Origin of the sequence: Pseudoalteromonas sp. S16_S37, from assembly GCF_014694405.1 — a bacterium.
Classification (GTDB): Bacteria; Pseudomonadota; Gammaproteobacteria; order Enterobacterales; family Alteromonadaceae; genus Pseudoalteromonas.
The window spans coordinates 1-14,055 of record NZ_JAAUWV010000040.1; the positions used below are offsets into that span (position 1 = coordinate 1).

Consider the following 14,055-nt stretch of genomic DNA (forward strand, 5'->3'; position numbering starts at 1 on the left):
CTTTTTTTATTTAGCGATTCATAAGATCACTAAACATCATGAATGTTCCCCACATTTTCCAAAATTTCTAAAATCTCCATCTTATTGATATATAAACACTAGTTTTGGGGATACCTTAGATGGCAAATGGTAAAAAAGCGGCGTTGTCTTATACCGATATGACATTATTTGTTAACGATGCTGTTGTAACGACAGCTAACGTTAATGCTGATAACGGCGTTATTCACGTTTTAAATAAAGTGATTATGCCGCCTATTGAGCAACAGGCTTCAAGCAAAACTATTGCACAAACAGCCATAGATACCGCTGAGTTGTCAACGCTTGTTAGTGCTTTGCAAGCAGCGAATTTGGTCGATACATTCAACGATACCAGCAAAACGTTCACCGTATTTGCACCAACCAATAATGCATTTAAAAAGATTCCAAGTGATACGTTGAGCGCTTTACTGACTGATCAAACAGCCTTAACTGGGGTGCTGACTCAGCATGTTGTTGCAGACGCGAGTATTAACAGTATTGGGGCGTTTTCGGCAAATGGTAAGCAAGTTAATACGCTTGCGGGCAAAGCACTAAGCATCAACGTTGTAGACTTTTCATCGACCACCAATACCAACACGGATGTGATTGCCTATAGTTCACAAAATCAGCGTTTAGTGACTGGTAATGGCTCTGCAATGCCAGGTATGACAGTGTATGTATTCGATAATGATCTAGAGAATGCCAGTAGCACCTGTGTTGATGCGTGTGCGCAAACTTGGATGCCAGTTATAGCAACAGTGGATGGCATAAAAAACATACCCGGTTTGTCACTCATCACTCGCACTGACAGTACAACACAAGTTGCCTATTTAGGCCGTCCTCTTTACACCTACAGCGGTGATAGTGTTGTCGGTGATAATAAGGGGCAAGGGTTTAATAATCTTTGGTGGCAAGTAAGCCTACCGACTACCTCACTCCAAATCGCTGGAAGCAATGTCACAGTAACAAACATTCAAGCCAGTAATGGCATGGTGCATTTAATTGATACCGTGATCACCGAGGCGAAATAACGCCATGTTTTTATTGCATCAGTGCAACATGGCCTGTGATGCGTTGATGCAATCTTCTATTAGAAGTGCTTTTTTGCCAGATACTTGCGCTGTGACAATGGCACCTTCCATCAAAATACTCAGCGTAGCTACACAAGTTTGATTGTCACTGCTAATTTTATCAGCAATAACTTGCCTCACTTTTGATTTGTGTTGTTCACACAATTGACGGATCTCGCAAGATACATCACTGTATTCTCCACAAGTATTAATAAAAAAGCAGCCTCTAAATTCTCCTAATAGCGGCTCATTGTTATCAAACCAATCTGCTAATGACTCAAAGAGCTGTGTTGCTACTTCAAGGTCGTTTTTAGCGTTAGATAGCTTGCTTTCTAGCCATTGGATAAATACATGGTGGCGAGCTTCTAACGCGGCAAGTAATAATTCCTCTTTACTAGTAAAGTGGCTGTAAAGCGTTCGCTTTGCCACCCCAGACACCTTCAGTATTTCGTTGATCCCAATGCCATGAATACCATGGCTATAAAACAGCGTTAATGCTGTATCTATTAGCAGTTGACGTTTTTTGCTCATATATTTCTCCTTAAACACATCTTGACAAAAGTAGACCGAATTGTCTACATTTGTATGTAGACAATTCGGTCTACTTTTTGAGAGGGAATATGCGTAATTTAATTTTGGCTCTATTTGCGGGCTTAGGCGCAAGTTTGGCAATTGGTGTTTTGTCTTTTTTTGACGCCACATACAGCCATATCGCGTTGCTTATGGCGCCTTTTGGCGCGACAACGGTATTAGTTTTTGGTTTACCTGATAGCCCTCTTGCGCAGCCGAAGAATGTGATTTTAGGTCACCTAATAACTGCGTTTGTTGGCGTTTTTTTCACGCAATATATTGGTGTTACACCTTTGACACTGGCATTAGCAACGGGTGTAGCAGTTAGTGCTATGCTGATCACAAAAACAACACATCCACCTGCTGGTGCAAACCCGTTACTGATAATGCTCTCTGGACAGGGCTGGGGGTTTTTATTAACTCCGGTATTGATCGGTGCGGTTGCGATTGTATTAATTGGCAAGGCGATGCAGTTAGCAAAACAGCAGTGGGTGAGTGAACAAAGTTGACTAGAACCTCAGTATCAGTAAAGCAATTAACTTAAGAGATCCTGACTTTCGCCTAGGAAACGACCTAAGTATGTGCAAGTAGCTTAGAGGTTAATCATTCAACCTCTAAGCTGCGCTTAAATGGCACGAGTGGGGGGATGTCTTCTGCCCATGTGTGATTGCTACTTTCGTTTATTTCATTTAGAGCTTGAACAATAAAATCTATAAATACCCTGACTTTGGCCGATAAGTAGTCACGCTTTGGATAAATTGCAAAAACGCCATTTTCATACTGTGGCGGTCTAAAGTGAGGAAAAATCGACACAAGCTCACCGCGCTCCAAGCCCTTTTTAGCAAGAAAGTGAGGCAATTGTGCAATACCTAGTCCATCGGCACACATATAAGCCATCGCTTCACCATCGTCGGTGATATAACTGCGTTTTAGATCATACAGGCCGTAGACTCCGCCTTTATCGGGTAAAAATATCGGCTGTAAGGCATTGGTTTCTTTGATGCGAAATCCAATCCATTGATGAGTTTGAAATGCTTCTCGATGGGTTGGTGTGCCGTGTTCAGCCAAATAAGAAGGGGAAGCACAAGTTAAAAAGTCCATTGGACTGAGCCTTCTGGCTACTAATCTACTGTCTTTTACGTGCCCGGTGCGTATCGCAACATCGACTCCTTGTTCAATCATATCAACATGATAGTCGGTTACTTCTAAGTCTAAAGAAATATCTGGATACTGTTTGCAAAAGGCATGTAAAAGAGGTCGAATATACAAATGCCCATAGCATACTGCTGAGCTAATTTTAAGTGTGCCGCAGGGTGCGTCATTAAGGTGTTTTAGTTCTTCTTCACAACAGCTTAAATTAACAAACATTTCTCGAACGGTACTGGCATATCTGCTGCCAGCTTGGGTGATATTTAGTTGCCGAGTCGAGCGTTGAAAGAGTGTTAAACCCAATTGTGTTTCCAAACGGTTTATTGCTTTACTGACCGTAGATGGATCGGTATTGCAGACCCTCGCAGCACCTGCAAAGCTACCCTCATCACAGGTAGCGAGAAATAACTCTAAAGAACGTAGTTTGTCCATACCTTAATCTACCTCTAGATCCCTTTGCTTCACTATAACAAATATATTCCTGAATAGTATTCATGACTCTATGGGAGATCAGCCTATTTTTTAAATTTTTCATGTCCTTAGAATTTAGTGCAAGGAATAAACTTATTTTTGGCTAAGGAGCAAATAGTGGAGCACTCAATTGTAAGTGGTCATGAAGATACACCCGTACATCAACAAATAATAGTGTGTTTTATTCTCGCATTTATTGCTATGTCAGGGATTTTTTACGTCAATTTTTTACCCAGCGTGGTAAGTGCGTTAGTCAGTACTTTGAGTTTTGATCACGTGCAAGCTGGGCAAATCGTTGCAGTGAATGGTTATGGGAGTCTTACTGGGAGTATATTAGCGGTATTACTTATCAAGCGACTTGCGTGGCGACCTGCAGTGTTGCTTTCACTGTTTTTCATGGTGATTATTGACTTGGGTTCTGCTTGGTTAGACAGCTATAACCTCATGCTGACATGGCGATTTGTGTCTGGCCTATTTGGCGGTCTGGTAGTGGGTATCAGTTTTTCGGTTATTGCTCGATTGAATGACCCAGACCGCGCTTTTGGCATGTTGTTATTTTTACAGTTTGCTTGTGGCTCACTGGTTATCTATTTGATGCCCTATGCTCAAGAGACACTGGGCAATAATGCAGTGTTTTTTGTGATGGCGGGGTGTGCATTATTAGCACTAATATTTACTTGTTTTTTGCCTTTACTAGCGCTTAAAAACCCTAAATTTTCTTCTGATCCGCGAATAAAACCTCATAAAAAAGACGCATATTTATTGTTGTTGACAATTGTTTTGTATCTTATTGCAGCGAATGCTATCTGGGCATATGTTGCACTTATAGGTCAGCAAACATTGCTTGATGAAGTGCGTGTAAATACGTATATCGCTTGTACTGGATTACTCGGATTGCTAGGCGCACTGTGGCCAGTTATTCACGCCAGTCGTTATGGTCGATTAAATTGGGTTATAGCCGGTGTGGTTATGTCGCTTGTATCTGCCATTTTATTTAGTTTTTCGCATATACCACTTATCTACATAGGTGCTATGGCACTGTTATTTATGGCTTGGCCTGCTGTGCATTCTTATTTATTGGCGGTGAGTGCGCAATTAGATAGCAGTGGACAATTGAGTGCTATCGCAGCAGCGCTCTCTTACTTTGGGCTGGCAACAGGGCCTATGTTGGCAGCGAGTCTGCTAGAAGCGGGCAGTTTTAATAGTATGCTCTATGTCTGCGCCGCGCTGTTTTTCTTAAGTTTAATCTCATTAATAAGCCCCGTCAGTCGCAGTGAACCTTCTCAAGCAACAGAGTAAGGCGTATCACGCGATAGTAAGAATCTAATTGTTATTTAAGGAAAAAACATGATCCGATATTTTTTAAATAAAATGCTGCTAGCGATGAAGCATAAATATGACTACGACATTGGCTATATGCAGGATGTACTCAATGCTGATCTCATTGCATTTATTAAGTTTATGGGTTTTCAAAGTCTGTCTGCACATTGCAAAAATGTACCCGCTGAGGTGATATATGCGGCAAGGCTTAGGGCTATTATCTGGGAAGATTGTGGACCTTGTACGCAATTGGTCACAAACATGGCGCTAGAAGACAACGTGAGTGCCAAAACAATAGCAGGAATAATCAATTGGGATGTCAGCACACTGAGCAATGATATCATTTTAGTGATGGAATTTACTGACTTAGTGCTTACTCACAACCCTAAAGCCGATGAACTAAGAGCAAAGCTAAAACAAGCATGGGGAGAAGTAGGATTAATTAGCATCGCTCTGGCTATTAGCTCTATGCGTGTTTATCCAACTTTGAAATATGCATTAGGGTATGCAAAGGCATGTACACGGATCAACGTTAAAGGTGCCCCTTTGGTTCCTACCCGAAAGTTTGAGCTTGTAGTAGGGGATCGAAATGACTAAGCAGATTGCGACCATACTTGCCTCTGTGCTTGGTATGCTCTCTTTGGCGAACGGTGTTTTTATGCTTATTGCGCCAGAGACTTGGTATTGGTTAGTGCCAGGTGTGGCCGATAGGGGCCCATTTAACCAACATTTAGTCCGCGATCTCGGTTTTATTTATGCGTTAATAGGCACGGCATTTATATATGGTGCCTTTTACGTGCGCTATAGACTTCAACTTTGGCTTATTCCAGCGGCTTGGTTAGTCAGCCATGGCATATTTCATATTTGGGAGATTTGGGTTGGTATTTGTGGACCTGAGTTTTTTGTCATTGATTTTGCTGGCGTGACGCTGCCAGCTTTTCTCAGTGTTTGCTTAGTGTGTATGAGTTATAAGGGGATGGCTGATGAGTAAAGCAAAGCTTATCAGCATGTTGTTATTGATAGGAGTCACCCTTGGATGGGGTGTAAGTGCGATTACTACATATTCCGATAACCGATCACCCCTGCAACATTCTATAGACTGGCTGAGTACGCCCAGAAAAATAAATGCATTTAGCCTGATAACGGGCGAGGGAGTGTTTAATAATCAGTCACTAAAAAATCACTGGACCTTTGTTTTGTTCGGTTACCTAGATTGTCCAGATATATGTCCCATGAGCTTGGCGTTGTTGTCGCAATTTGCAAGTCACATATCGGGAGAACCTATTTCGGATAAAGTGCAATTTGTATTTGTTTCTATCGACTACAAACCACAACAAGTGCAAGAGGTTAAACGGTATGCTCAGTACTTTAATCATTCATTTATAGGTCTGACGGGTGAGCCATCACAGTTGCTCAGCTTAGCTCAAAGCCTGGGAGTTAGGCATAAGGTTGCGCTTGATAAAGACAGACCCTTAGTATCACATACGCCGATAATATCGATTATTGGCCCAATAGGTCTGCTAATGGGGCGCTTCAAGCATACGCTAGATGTACAGCTATTAGTACAAAGCTTCTTGTCTTATGAACTAGCACATGAAGAGATATCGTCGTTAAAAGGCCAAATGACGATAACAGGGAGTGCTATTTCAAGTGCGCGGAGTAAGTTATCTGATTCTGTCAACTCAACACTATAACCTTCTGCTTGAAAAGTTAGCCGCGAGACAATTTTATACCATTAATCCGCAATAACACTTAATCATTTTGAGGGGTTAAACCTGACTTGCAACGTTAAAAATTTTCCATTGTTATCGACAATGATTTTTACATCAAAAATAGAGCACTTAGTTAAGCGGATTGGTTTTAGAAATACGGATAGAAAACAGTATCTAAGAGACTTTTGAATATTATGTAGTTTTGTGCAAAAACAAGCTGTTTTACATTTACAGCGTGTTGTTAATGTGTTTCCATATGCGCTCCACAAAATACAATAAAACGCTACAACTCATAGCTATAGATGTACATCAAACAAGGGAGAAAATAATGATTAGGTCTAAACTCAGCCTTTCTATTAAGGCTGTCCTAATTGGCGGAATTGCATTGTCAGGTCACAATGCAGTGGCGAACACTGATGAGCAAGGTGCCGATAAACAAATCGAGCGCATTGTAACGACAGGTTCTCGTATTAGTCGCGCGGATGTAGAAGGCCCATCGCCAATCGTTGTACTTACAGCAGAAGACATTGATGCTAAAGGTTTCAATAACGTATTCGAGGCGCTTCAGTCACTGTCATCGGCAACGGGTTCTACTCAAGGTCAAGGTATTACAAACAGTTTTACGCCCAATGCTGAAACGGTCAACCTACGTGGTATGGGTGCAAACCGTACGTTGGTACTATTAAACGGTCGCCGTGTTGCTAACTATCCACGCGCATTCAATGGCCAAAACAACGTATTTAACTTATCAACGATCAGCGCTGCAGCAATTTCTCGCATTGAAGTACTGACAGGCGGTAGCTCAGCGGTCTATGGTTCTGATGCAATTGCGGGTGTAATCAACATCATTACTAAAACAGATGTAGATGACATTACTGTGCGTCTTCGCCATGCAACAACCGATCAAGGCGGTGGCGATAGCAATAAATTTTCAATTGCAGGTGGCTTTGGTAAAGGCGACTTAAATGTAAGCTATGCAGTTGAATACTCAAAGCAAGATATGCTGTTAGGTAGCGAGCGTGATTGGCTGAATGACTTTAATGATGGCCCTGCTACGAACAAAGAAGCAGAATATCAAATTGTAAACTCGCGCAGCATTATGGCTGGCACGATTGATGGCGGCTTTAAATATATCCACCCACAAGAGTTTGGTACTAATCTTTGTGACCAATGGGATGAATATGAACTGTCAGAACGTCCTACACGCGGCTTTTATTGTGGTAAAGACACGACGGGCGATAACTCATACATCAATGATAGAGAGCAACTATCGCTATATACTAACCTGACGTACCAGATTAATAACGAGCATGAGTTTTTTGCAGAAGCGCTCTACTGGGACAGTGAAGCGGCGAACCGCGGTGGGTTTGGAGTTGACTGGGGTACAAACACATTACCAGAAGGGGTTGCATTAGGTGGTCAATGGGTTTGGGATGCAACAAATGACCGTTACCTATACTTAGGTCGTACCTTTACACCACAAGAGATAGGCGATGTAAAAAGTCACTTCGAAGATGAAATGTTGTATACCGCAGCAGGCTTTAGAGGCACAGTACTTGGCGAGTGGGGCTATGAAGTGTCAATTGCACATAGTGCATCTGAGAGCTTTGAATATGAAAACCTCATCGCATCTGATAAAGCAATGGTGTACTTCTTAGGTAGCCCGTTAGAGGGGACAACGAGTGAGTTTAACCCTAACTTTGAGCGCTTCTGGAAGCCGCTAGATAAAGCGGGTCGTGACGCAATCGTTGAAGTGAATGATTCAAGCGCTGATGCATCTGTTACTACAGTAAACGCATCATTAACAGGTGACCTTTTCGAACTAGATGCAGGCCCTGTTGCATTTGCAATGGCAGTTGAGTGGTCTACAGAAGACTATGAAATAAATGTTGACCCAAGAACCTTGGATAAAAGCAAAGGTTGGGGTAACGGTTTAACGGGTACAGAAGGTAAAGGCGACCGCGACCGCTATGGTATGGCGGTTGAATTCAGAGTACCTGTAACCGATGAATTACAAGCGAGTATTGCAGGTCGTTACGATTACTACGACGATGAAACCGCGGTAGATGGCGCGTTCACGTATCAGTTAGGTCTAGAATACCGTCCGCTTGAAGCGCTACTTGTTCGAGCTAACTATGGTACAACCTTTAGAGCGCCAGATATTCACCAAGTGTATGCTGGTCCTTCAGGTTTTTATCAACCATTTACTGACTACTGGTTAGAAAGTAAGTGTGCACAAATTGCTGGCCAGCAAGCCACTGGCTTGTCTGCAGCAGAGCACGAAGCCGTTGCTTACCAGTGTGATGCAAACAATGCCGGTAAGCTACGTGAATCACAAGAGTTCCAAGGTGAAAGAACGGGTAATAAAAACCTAAAAGAAGAAACTGGTTACTCGGCAACCATCGGTTTTGTTTGGAGTATTACAGACAAAATGGACCTGACGACGGATTTATACCGCATTCGTATCGAAGATCAGGTAGAAAGCTGGGATACCAGTCACTTCTTCACAACTGAAGCTAAATGTCGTAACGGTCAAGAACAAAACCAAGCATTATGTGATGATGTATTGAGCCGTATCGACAGACATGCGGTGGGTGCCCCCGATGTAGCGATGACCGTGGATAAGGCTCGCTCTACATATATTAACCAGTCTTTGAATGAGCAAACTGGTATAGACGTTAACTATAAGGCCGGCTTTGACCTTGGCGCATACGGTGAATTTAATTTAGACCTTAAATACACGCATGTACTAGAAGTGGTTGATCAAAAATTCCCAGGTGACAAAATCGATAAAGAGTATCGTGATAGTTACTTAAACAATGACTTCCGTTCACGTTGGGATAACCGCTTTGGTTGGAACAATGACGACTGGAGTATCTCACTTCAGCAAACACGTTATGGTTCAAGCTGGAACGATGAAGACCCAGATCCAATACGTAACCCATCAGATAAACGTCGAGCGTATGCTAAGCGTATGAAGCCATGGTTAATTTATAACCTAGGGGTGACATATTCCATTAACGATAATCATTTTGTTAAGTTAGGTGTGAATAACTTACGTGACTCTAAAGCACGTAATGACGAAAGTTACGTCTACGGTAAACCATGGTTTAATAGTGAAAGATACCCAGTAACAACCGCTGTTATGGGACGTACGTTCTCATTAGAATGGACTGGCCGCTTCTAATCTTTAGTAAATTAACTTAGATAAGTTATAAATACCCGGCAATCAGCTGGGTATTTTTTGACCACCAAAAGTGAAACAATTTACTGTCTTATAAAATTTAGGCATAAAAAAACCTAGGCAAGCCCCTAGGTTTTTTTGTGTAATTTAATGGCCGACTTTAGTACGTAGCACTGCCCTTAGTACGAGGGAAGGCGATTACGTCACGTACGTTACCCATACCGGTTACATATGCAACTAAACGTTCAAAGCCAAGACCAAAGCCTGAGTGAGGCACGGTGCCATAGCGGCGTAAATCGCGGTACCAGCTATAATCTTCTTTGTTTAGACCCATTTCTTCTAAACGTTGGTCTAGTACATCTAAGCGTTCTTCACGTTGCGAGCCACCAATGATCTCACCGATGCCAGGCGCTACCACATCCATAGCTGCAACAGTTTTGCCGTCTTCGTTTTGACGCATGTAGAAGGCTTTAATGTCACGTGGGTAGTTTTTAATAACTACCGGTGCTTTAAAGTGTTCTTCAGCTAAATAGCGTTCATGCTCAGACTGCAAGTCAACACCCCACTCAACAGGGAATTCAAACTGTTTGCCACAGCCTTTAAGAATTTCAATTGCATCAGTGTAATCAACTTGCGCAAAGTCTTTTTCTACAAACTCTTCTAGACGTGAAATTGCACTTTTTTCGATGCGCTGTGCAAAAAACTCCATATCGTCACGACGCTCTTCTAATACCGCTTTAAATACATACTTAAGCATGTTTTCAGCAAGTTTTGCGATGTCTTCTAAATCAGCAAATGCCACCTCAGGTTCAACCATCCAAAACTCCGCTAAGTGACGAGACGTATTTGAGTTCTCTGCGCGGAATGTAGGGCCAAAAGTGTATATTTTTGACATGGCGCTGGCGTAAGTCTCACCATTTAGCTGGCCTGATACGGTTAGAAATGCTTCTTTACCGAAGAAATCTTCAGAGTAATCCACATCACCTTTATCTGTGCGCGGTAAGTTGTTCATATCAAGCGTTGATACACGGAACATTTCGCCAGCACCTTCACAGTCACTTGCCGTGATAATGGGAGTGCTGATCCACATGTAGCCTTGTTCGTGGAAGAAACGGTGAATTGCTTGTGCTAAACAGTTACGTACACGCGTTACTGCGCCAATCACGTTAGTGCGTGGGCGAAGGTGAGCGTGTTCACGTAGATATTCGATACTGTGACGTTTTGCCGCCATAGGGTAGGTGTCTGGGTTTTCTACCCAACCAAGCACTTCAACTGAGTTTGCTTGAATTTCGAATGCTTGACCTTGACCTTCAGATTTTACTAACACGCCTGTTACTTTTATAGAGCAACCAGCTGTTAAGCGGGTAACTTCATCATAATTATTGAGCGAATTAGGAACAACTGCTTGGATAGGATCAAAACAAGAACCGTCATGAACGGCTAAGAAAGAAATACCTGCTTTTGAATCGCGGCGTGTACGGATCCAGCCTTTTACTGTTACTTGGCTGTCGACCGCAACGGTGCCTTTTAGTAGCTCCGTTATCGCTATGTGGCTCATCTTCACTCCAATGATATAAGTTACCTAATAATTATTCGATTGTACCTGAAAAACAGTGCAGGCACGTGAACCGTATATTACCTTTGATAAAGCAATAAAAAAACACTCAATTGCAACTCTTTTACAAGTTAATCCGTTTGCAATGGAATTAGCCTAGCGTTTAGGTTGTTTTTTACTCTATTTGGCGGTGTTTTTGAATAATGGCACGCGCCAGAGCGGTAAACCATGATTATATTGTAAAGTTATGGCATGATAGTCGTTTATTTTATTAAATGATATTTCTGACTGTAGGTAACGTTATTGTCGATGAAACAAGTTTTTATTTTGAGAGGCTTACCCGGCTGCGGTAAGAGTCATTATGCGCAAACACTAGCGGACGAAATGGTCGCTGGTGACGAAACCCAATATTTGATCTGTTCTACAGATGATTACTTTTATAACGATGCGGGTGACTATCATTTCGAAAAGTTTAAACTATCCGAATACCATAACTTGAATTTAGCGCGCTTTATCAATGGCCTAAGTGAAGGCATTCCGTTGGTCATTTTAGACAATACCAATATAAAAAAATGGGAGTTTGTGGCATATAGTGCCGCGGCGACTGCGATGGGTTATCAGGTTAAAGAAGTGATCGTTGGTGAAGTAAAAGATAAATCACTGCAGCATTTATATGCAAAGCGTAACACGCATGGTGTAGCGCTTAGAACCATCAGTAAAATGGCGTATTTGTTTGAATGGTAAACGTTAGAACTTGATAACAATGTGTTTACATTGGTTGTTATTTGTCTCATAGTCGATTGACTCAATAATGAGTCAAAGGAGACTGGCAATGAAAATCAAGTTAAACAAAAAAACCATTAAAACACTCAAGCAAGACCAAAAAACACCGTTAGATGATAAAGCTACGCGCCAAATCGCAGGAGGTGGGTTTACCTCCGAATGGTTTAAAGAGCTAAGCCGAATGTATTGTTAATCAATGCGATGACTAATACCAATCCGCAATAACACTTAATCATTTTTAGGGATTAAACCTGACGCTAGCTGCGTTAAAAATTTCTCATTTAGAACAACTAAATCACAAAATTTCTGCCTTGCCTACATGGATGTAGGTACCTTGGCGATAGCAGGACGCGGTAGCGGTGCTATCAATAGGTTTTTTTGCCTCAAAATAGACTATTTAGTTAAGCGGATTGGTATGGAGAAACAAAAAGCCAACGATGAACGTTGGCTTTTTAGTTTATATTGCACAATTATTTGCGTTGGAACTCTGACGTTTCGTTCCAAGTTGGCCATTGTGTTTGCTGTGAAATATCGTAACCTACTCGGTAAAACAGCTGTAAGTCTTGTACGGCACCACTTAAGTCCCACTCATCACGGTAGCGGTCACATGGCTGATGGTAACAACCACGTAGTACTAGGCTCATACGTTTGCGATAATCTGCAGTTTGCTCATCGAATGCTTCAGTACCGCCACCTGCGTACATTGCAGGTACCCCCATGTTAGCAAATGCAAAGTGATCTGAGCGGTAGTAACCACCTGATGCAGGTTTTGGATCGCCAGATACTACACGACCTTGGGCTTTAGCGGCATTCTCTAGCATGGTATCTAATGATGACTTACCGATACCTACCACACTGATATCTTTTACTTTGCCTAACAGATTTAAGCTATCCATATTGATGTTAGCAACGGTTTTGTTTGCAGGGATCACAGGGTTTGCAGCGTAAAACTTAGAACCCAGTAACCCTTGCTCTTCTGCCGTAACAGCTAAAAATGTGATTGAGCGTTTAGGGCGGTTTGGCAACTTAGCAAAGGCTTCAGCTACTTCAATCATACCACCAGTACCCGTAGCGTTATCATGCGCACCATTATAAATCTGATCGCCTTGGCGGTTTTTATCAGTTCCTAAATGGTCCCAGTGCGCCGAATAAATCACGTGCTCATCAGGCTTTTCGCTACCAGGAAGGGTTGCGATAAAGTTATAAGACTTTGAGGTTTTAATTTTACTTTTTATCGTCACAGATGCAGTTAAATCACCCATGTCTACATGGTACGCGCCTTTAGCTGCATTGGCTTTGGCGGTATCAAAGTTCAAACCTGCCTTTTCAAATAGCTCTTTGGCAACATCAACGGTTACCCAGCCTTCAACGGCAACGCGGTCCATGTTGTTGTTGGCCTTTTGAAAACCAAATTGCTCACCGCTCCAAGAGTTTTCAACCACACTCCAAGGATATGAAGCCGGCGCTGTTTCGTGCACGATAATTGCTCCCGCGGCGCCTTGACGACTTGCCTCTTCAAATTTGTATGTCCAACGGCCGTAGTAGGTCATTGCTTCGCCAGTAAACATACTTTTGTCTTTGGTAGCAAAGCCTGGGTCGTTCACGAGCATTACAACCGTTTTGCCTTTGACGTCCAACCCTTCATAGTCGTTCCAGTTATACTCTGGTGCGTTTACGCCATAGCCTACGAATACCAGCTCAGAGTCTTTAATTGACTCAAGTGCACTGATCCGGCTAGTACCCATCACCATGTCTTTTTTGTATTGGTATGCTTTGCCGCCAATATCCAAAGTCATGTTTGAGTCAGCTTCGATAGACACCAAAGGCACTTCTTGAAAGAAGCTATCGCCATTGCCTGGCTGATAACCAAGTGCTGTAAATTGTTCGCTCAAATAAGCCAGCGTCAGCTCTTCACCCTTTGATGAAGGCGCACGGCCACCAAATTCATCTGATGCCAGTGTTTTTACATGCTGTGCGAGTTGCTCGGCATTAATACTGTTGTAAGCGGCTTGCACATCTGCGCTGGTGTTAGAAGCTGTCGTTGCACAGCCGCTAAGCACCGCGATAGTTAAAGCGCTAAGAGTCATTTTTAATTTCATAGCAGTTCTTTTGTTATTTAAGACGGCTAAGTATAAACATAAAATTTGCAAATATTCGAGCAACTGCGGTAGGTAGCGCTTTGCTGCGCTCAGAGGCCATTGGCGCTTGGAGCAACTTAGGGTA

General features: G+C 42.4%; 13 protein-coding genes. 9 read left to right on the forward strand and 4 right to left on the reverse strand.

Annotated elements, in window-relative coordinates:
* Positions 1-119 precede the first annotated feature (119 nt).
* Positions 120-1,049, forward strand: coding sequence for a fasciclin domain-containing protein (locus HC733_RS15740; RefSeq protein WP_238937579.1), 930 nt, complete (start codon positions 120-122; stop codon positions 1,047-1,049).
* A gap of 18 nt (positions 1,050-1,067) precedes the next feature.
* On the opposite strand, the gene HC733_RS15745 is transcribed toward HC733_RS15740, so the two are convergent.
* Positions 1,068-1,619 carry a TetR/AcrR family transcriptional regulator gene (locus HC733_RS15745; protein ID WP_190365969.1) on the reverse strand — a complete coding sequence of 184 codons (552 nt, stop codon included), beginning with the start codon at positions 1,617-1,619 and terminating at the stop codon, positions 1,068-1,070.
* An 89-nt stretch (positions 1,620-1,708) separates the two neighbouring features.
* Here HC733_RS15745 and HC733_RS15750 point away from each other — a divergent pair, with 89 nt between their 5' ends.
* Positions 1,709-2,167, forward strand: coding sequence for an HPP family protein (locus HC733_RS15750; RefSeq protein WP_190365970.1), 459 nt, complete (start codon positions 1,709-1,711; stop codon positions 2,165-2,167).
* A gap of 94 nt (positions 2,168-2,261) precedes the next feature.
* Here the strand turns inward: HC733_RS15750 and HC733_RS15755 are convergent, their stop codons facing one another.
* Positions 2,262-3,239, reverse strand: coding sequence for a LysR family transcriptional regulator (locus HC733_RS15755; protein ID WP_190365971.1), 978 nt, complete (start codon positions 3,237-3,239; stop codon positions 2,262-2,264).
* A 156-nt stretch (positions 3,240-3,395) separates the two neighbouring features.
* On the opposite strand from HC733_RS15755, the gene HC733_RS15760 reads away from it, so the two are divergent.
* From HC733_RS15760 to HC733_RS15780, 5 genes are all read left to right on the forward strand, one after another.
* On the forward strand, positions 3,396-4,577 hold the full coding sequence (locus HC733_RS15760) for an MFS transporter (protein WP_190365972.1): 1,182 nt from the start codon (positions 3,396-3,398) through the stop codon (positions 4,575-4,577).
* A gap of 48 nt (positions 4,578-4,625) precedes the next feature.
* The gene (locus HC733_RS15765) at positions 4,626-5,195 is read left to right on the forward strand and encodes a hypothetical protein (RefSeq protein ID WP_190365973.1); all 570 of its coding nucleotides are present in this window, start codon (positions 4,626-4,628) and stop codon (positions 5,193-5,195) included.
* Positions 5,188-5,589: a hypothetical protein gene (locus HC733_RS15770; protein WP_190365974.1), complete on the forward strand. Its 402-nt coding sequence runs from the start codon at positions 5,188-5,190 to the stop codon at positions 5,587-5,589. Before HC733_RS15765 ends, HC733_RS15770 begins: the two co-directional genes overlap by 8 nt.
* Positions 5,582-6,292 carry an SCO family protein gene (locus HC733_RS15775; RefSeq protein WP_190365975.1) on the forward strand — a complete coding sequence of 237 codons (711 nt, stop codon included), beginning with the start codon at positions 5,582-5,584 and terminating at the stop codon, positions 6,290-6,292. Before HC733_RS15770 ends, HC733_RS15775 begins: the two co-directional genes overlap by 8 nt.
* A 346-nt stretch (positions 6,293-6,638) precedes the next feature.
* The gene (locus tag HC733_RS15780; protein WP_190365976.1) at positions 6,639-9,497 is read left to right on the forward strand and encodes a TonB-dependent receptor plug domain-containing protein; all 2,859 of its coding nucleotides are present in this window, start codon (positions 6,639-6,641) and stop codon (positions 9,495-9,497) included.
* A 157-nt stretch (positions 9,498-9,654) separates the two neighbouring features.
* Here the strand turns inward: HC733_RS15780 and asnS are convergent, their stop codons facing one another.
* Positions 9,655-11,052 (reverse strand): asparagine--tRNA ligase, encoded by a 1,398-nt coding sequence (gene asnS, locus HC733_RS15785; protein ID WP_190365977.1) that lies wholly within the window; start codon positions 11,050-11,052, stop codon positions 9,655-9,657.
* 306 nt (positions 11,053-11,358) lie between these two features.
* On the opposite strand from asnS, the gene HC733_RS15790 reads away from it, so the two are divergent.
* Together HC733_RS15790 and HC733_RS15795 are read left to right on the forward strand one after the other, a co-directional pair.
* Complete coding sequence (locus tag HC733_RS15790) at positions 11,359-11,793, forward strand: AAA family ATPase (RefSeq protein WP_190365978.1); 435 nt, start codon at positions 11,359-11,361, stop codon at positions 11,791-11,793.
* An 88-nt stretch (positions 11,794-11,881) separates the two neighbouring features.
* Complete coding sequence (locus HC733_RS15795) at positions 11,882-12,025, forward strand: hypothetical protein (protein ID WP_190365979.1); 144 nt, start codon at positions 11,882-11,884, stop codon at positions 12,023-12,025.
* Positions 12,026-12,302: 277 nt separating this feature from the next.
* Here the strand turns inward: HC733_RS15795 and HC733_RS15800 are convergent, their stop codons facing one another.
* The gene (locus HC733_RS15800; protein ID WP_190365980.1) at positions 12,303-13,931 is read right to left on the reverse strand and encodes a M28 family metallopeptidase; all 1,629 of its coding nucleotides are present in this window, start codon (positions 13,929-13,931) and stop codon (positions 12,303-12,305) included.
* Positions 13,932-14,055 lie beyond the last annotated feature (124 nt).

Coding starts and splice junctions, on each gene's coding strand:
- HC733_RS15740 (WP_238937579.1), top strand. CDS start 120: ATGGCAAATGGTAAAAAAGCGGCGTTGTCTTATACCGATATGACATTA.
- HC733_RS15745 (WP_190365969.1), bottom strand. CDS start 1,619: ATGAGCAAAAAACGTCAACTGCTAATAGATACAGCATTAACGCTGTTT.
- HC733_RS15750 (WP_190365970.1), top strand. CDS start 1,709: ATGCGTAATTTAATTTTGGCTCTATTTGCGGGCTTAGGCGCAAGTTTG.
- HC733_RS15755 (WP_190365971.1), bottom strand. CDS start 3,239: ATGGACAAACTACGTTCTTTAGAGTTATTTCTCGCTACCTGTGATGAG.
- HC733_RS15765 (WP_190365973.1), top strand. CDS start 4,626: ATGATCCGATATTTTTTAAATAAAATGCTGCTAGCGATGAAGCATAAA.
- HC733_RS15770 (WP_190365974.1), top strand. CDS start 5,188: ATGACTAAGCAGATTGCGACCATACTTGCCTCTGTGCTTGGTATGCTC.
- HC733_RS15775 (WP_190365975.1), top strand. CDS start 5,582: ATGAGTAAAGCAAAGCTTATCAGCATGTTGTTATTGATAGGAGTCACC.
- HC733_RS15780 (WP_190365976.1), top strand. CDS start 6,639: ATGATTAGGTCTAAACTCAGCCTTTCTATTAAGGCTGTCCTAATTGGC.
- asnS (WP_190365977.1), bottom strand. CDS start 11,052: ATGAGCCACATAGCGATAACGGAGCTACTAAAAGGCACCGTTGCGGTC.
- HC733_RS15790 (WP_190365978.1), top strand. CDS start 11,359: ATGAAACAAGTTTTTATTTTGAGAGGCTTACCCGGCTGCGGTAAGAGT.
- HC733_RS15795 (WP_190365979.1), top strand. CDS start 11,882: ATGAAAATCAAGTTAAACAAAAAAACCATTAAAACACTCAAGCAAGAC.
- HC733_RS15800 (WP_190365980.1), bottom strand. CDS start 13,931: ATGAAATTAAAAATGACTCTTAGCGCTTTAACTATCGCGGTGCTTAGC.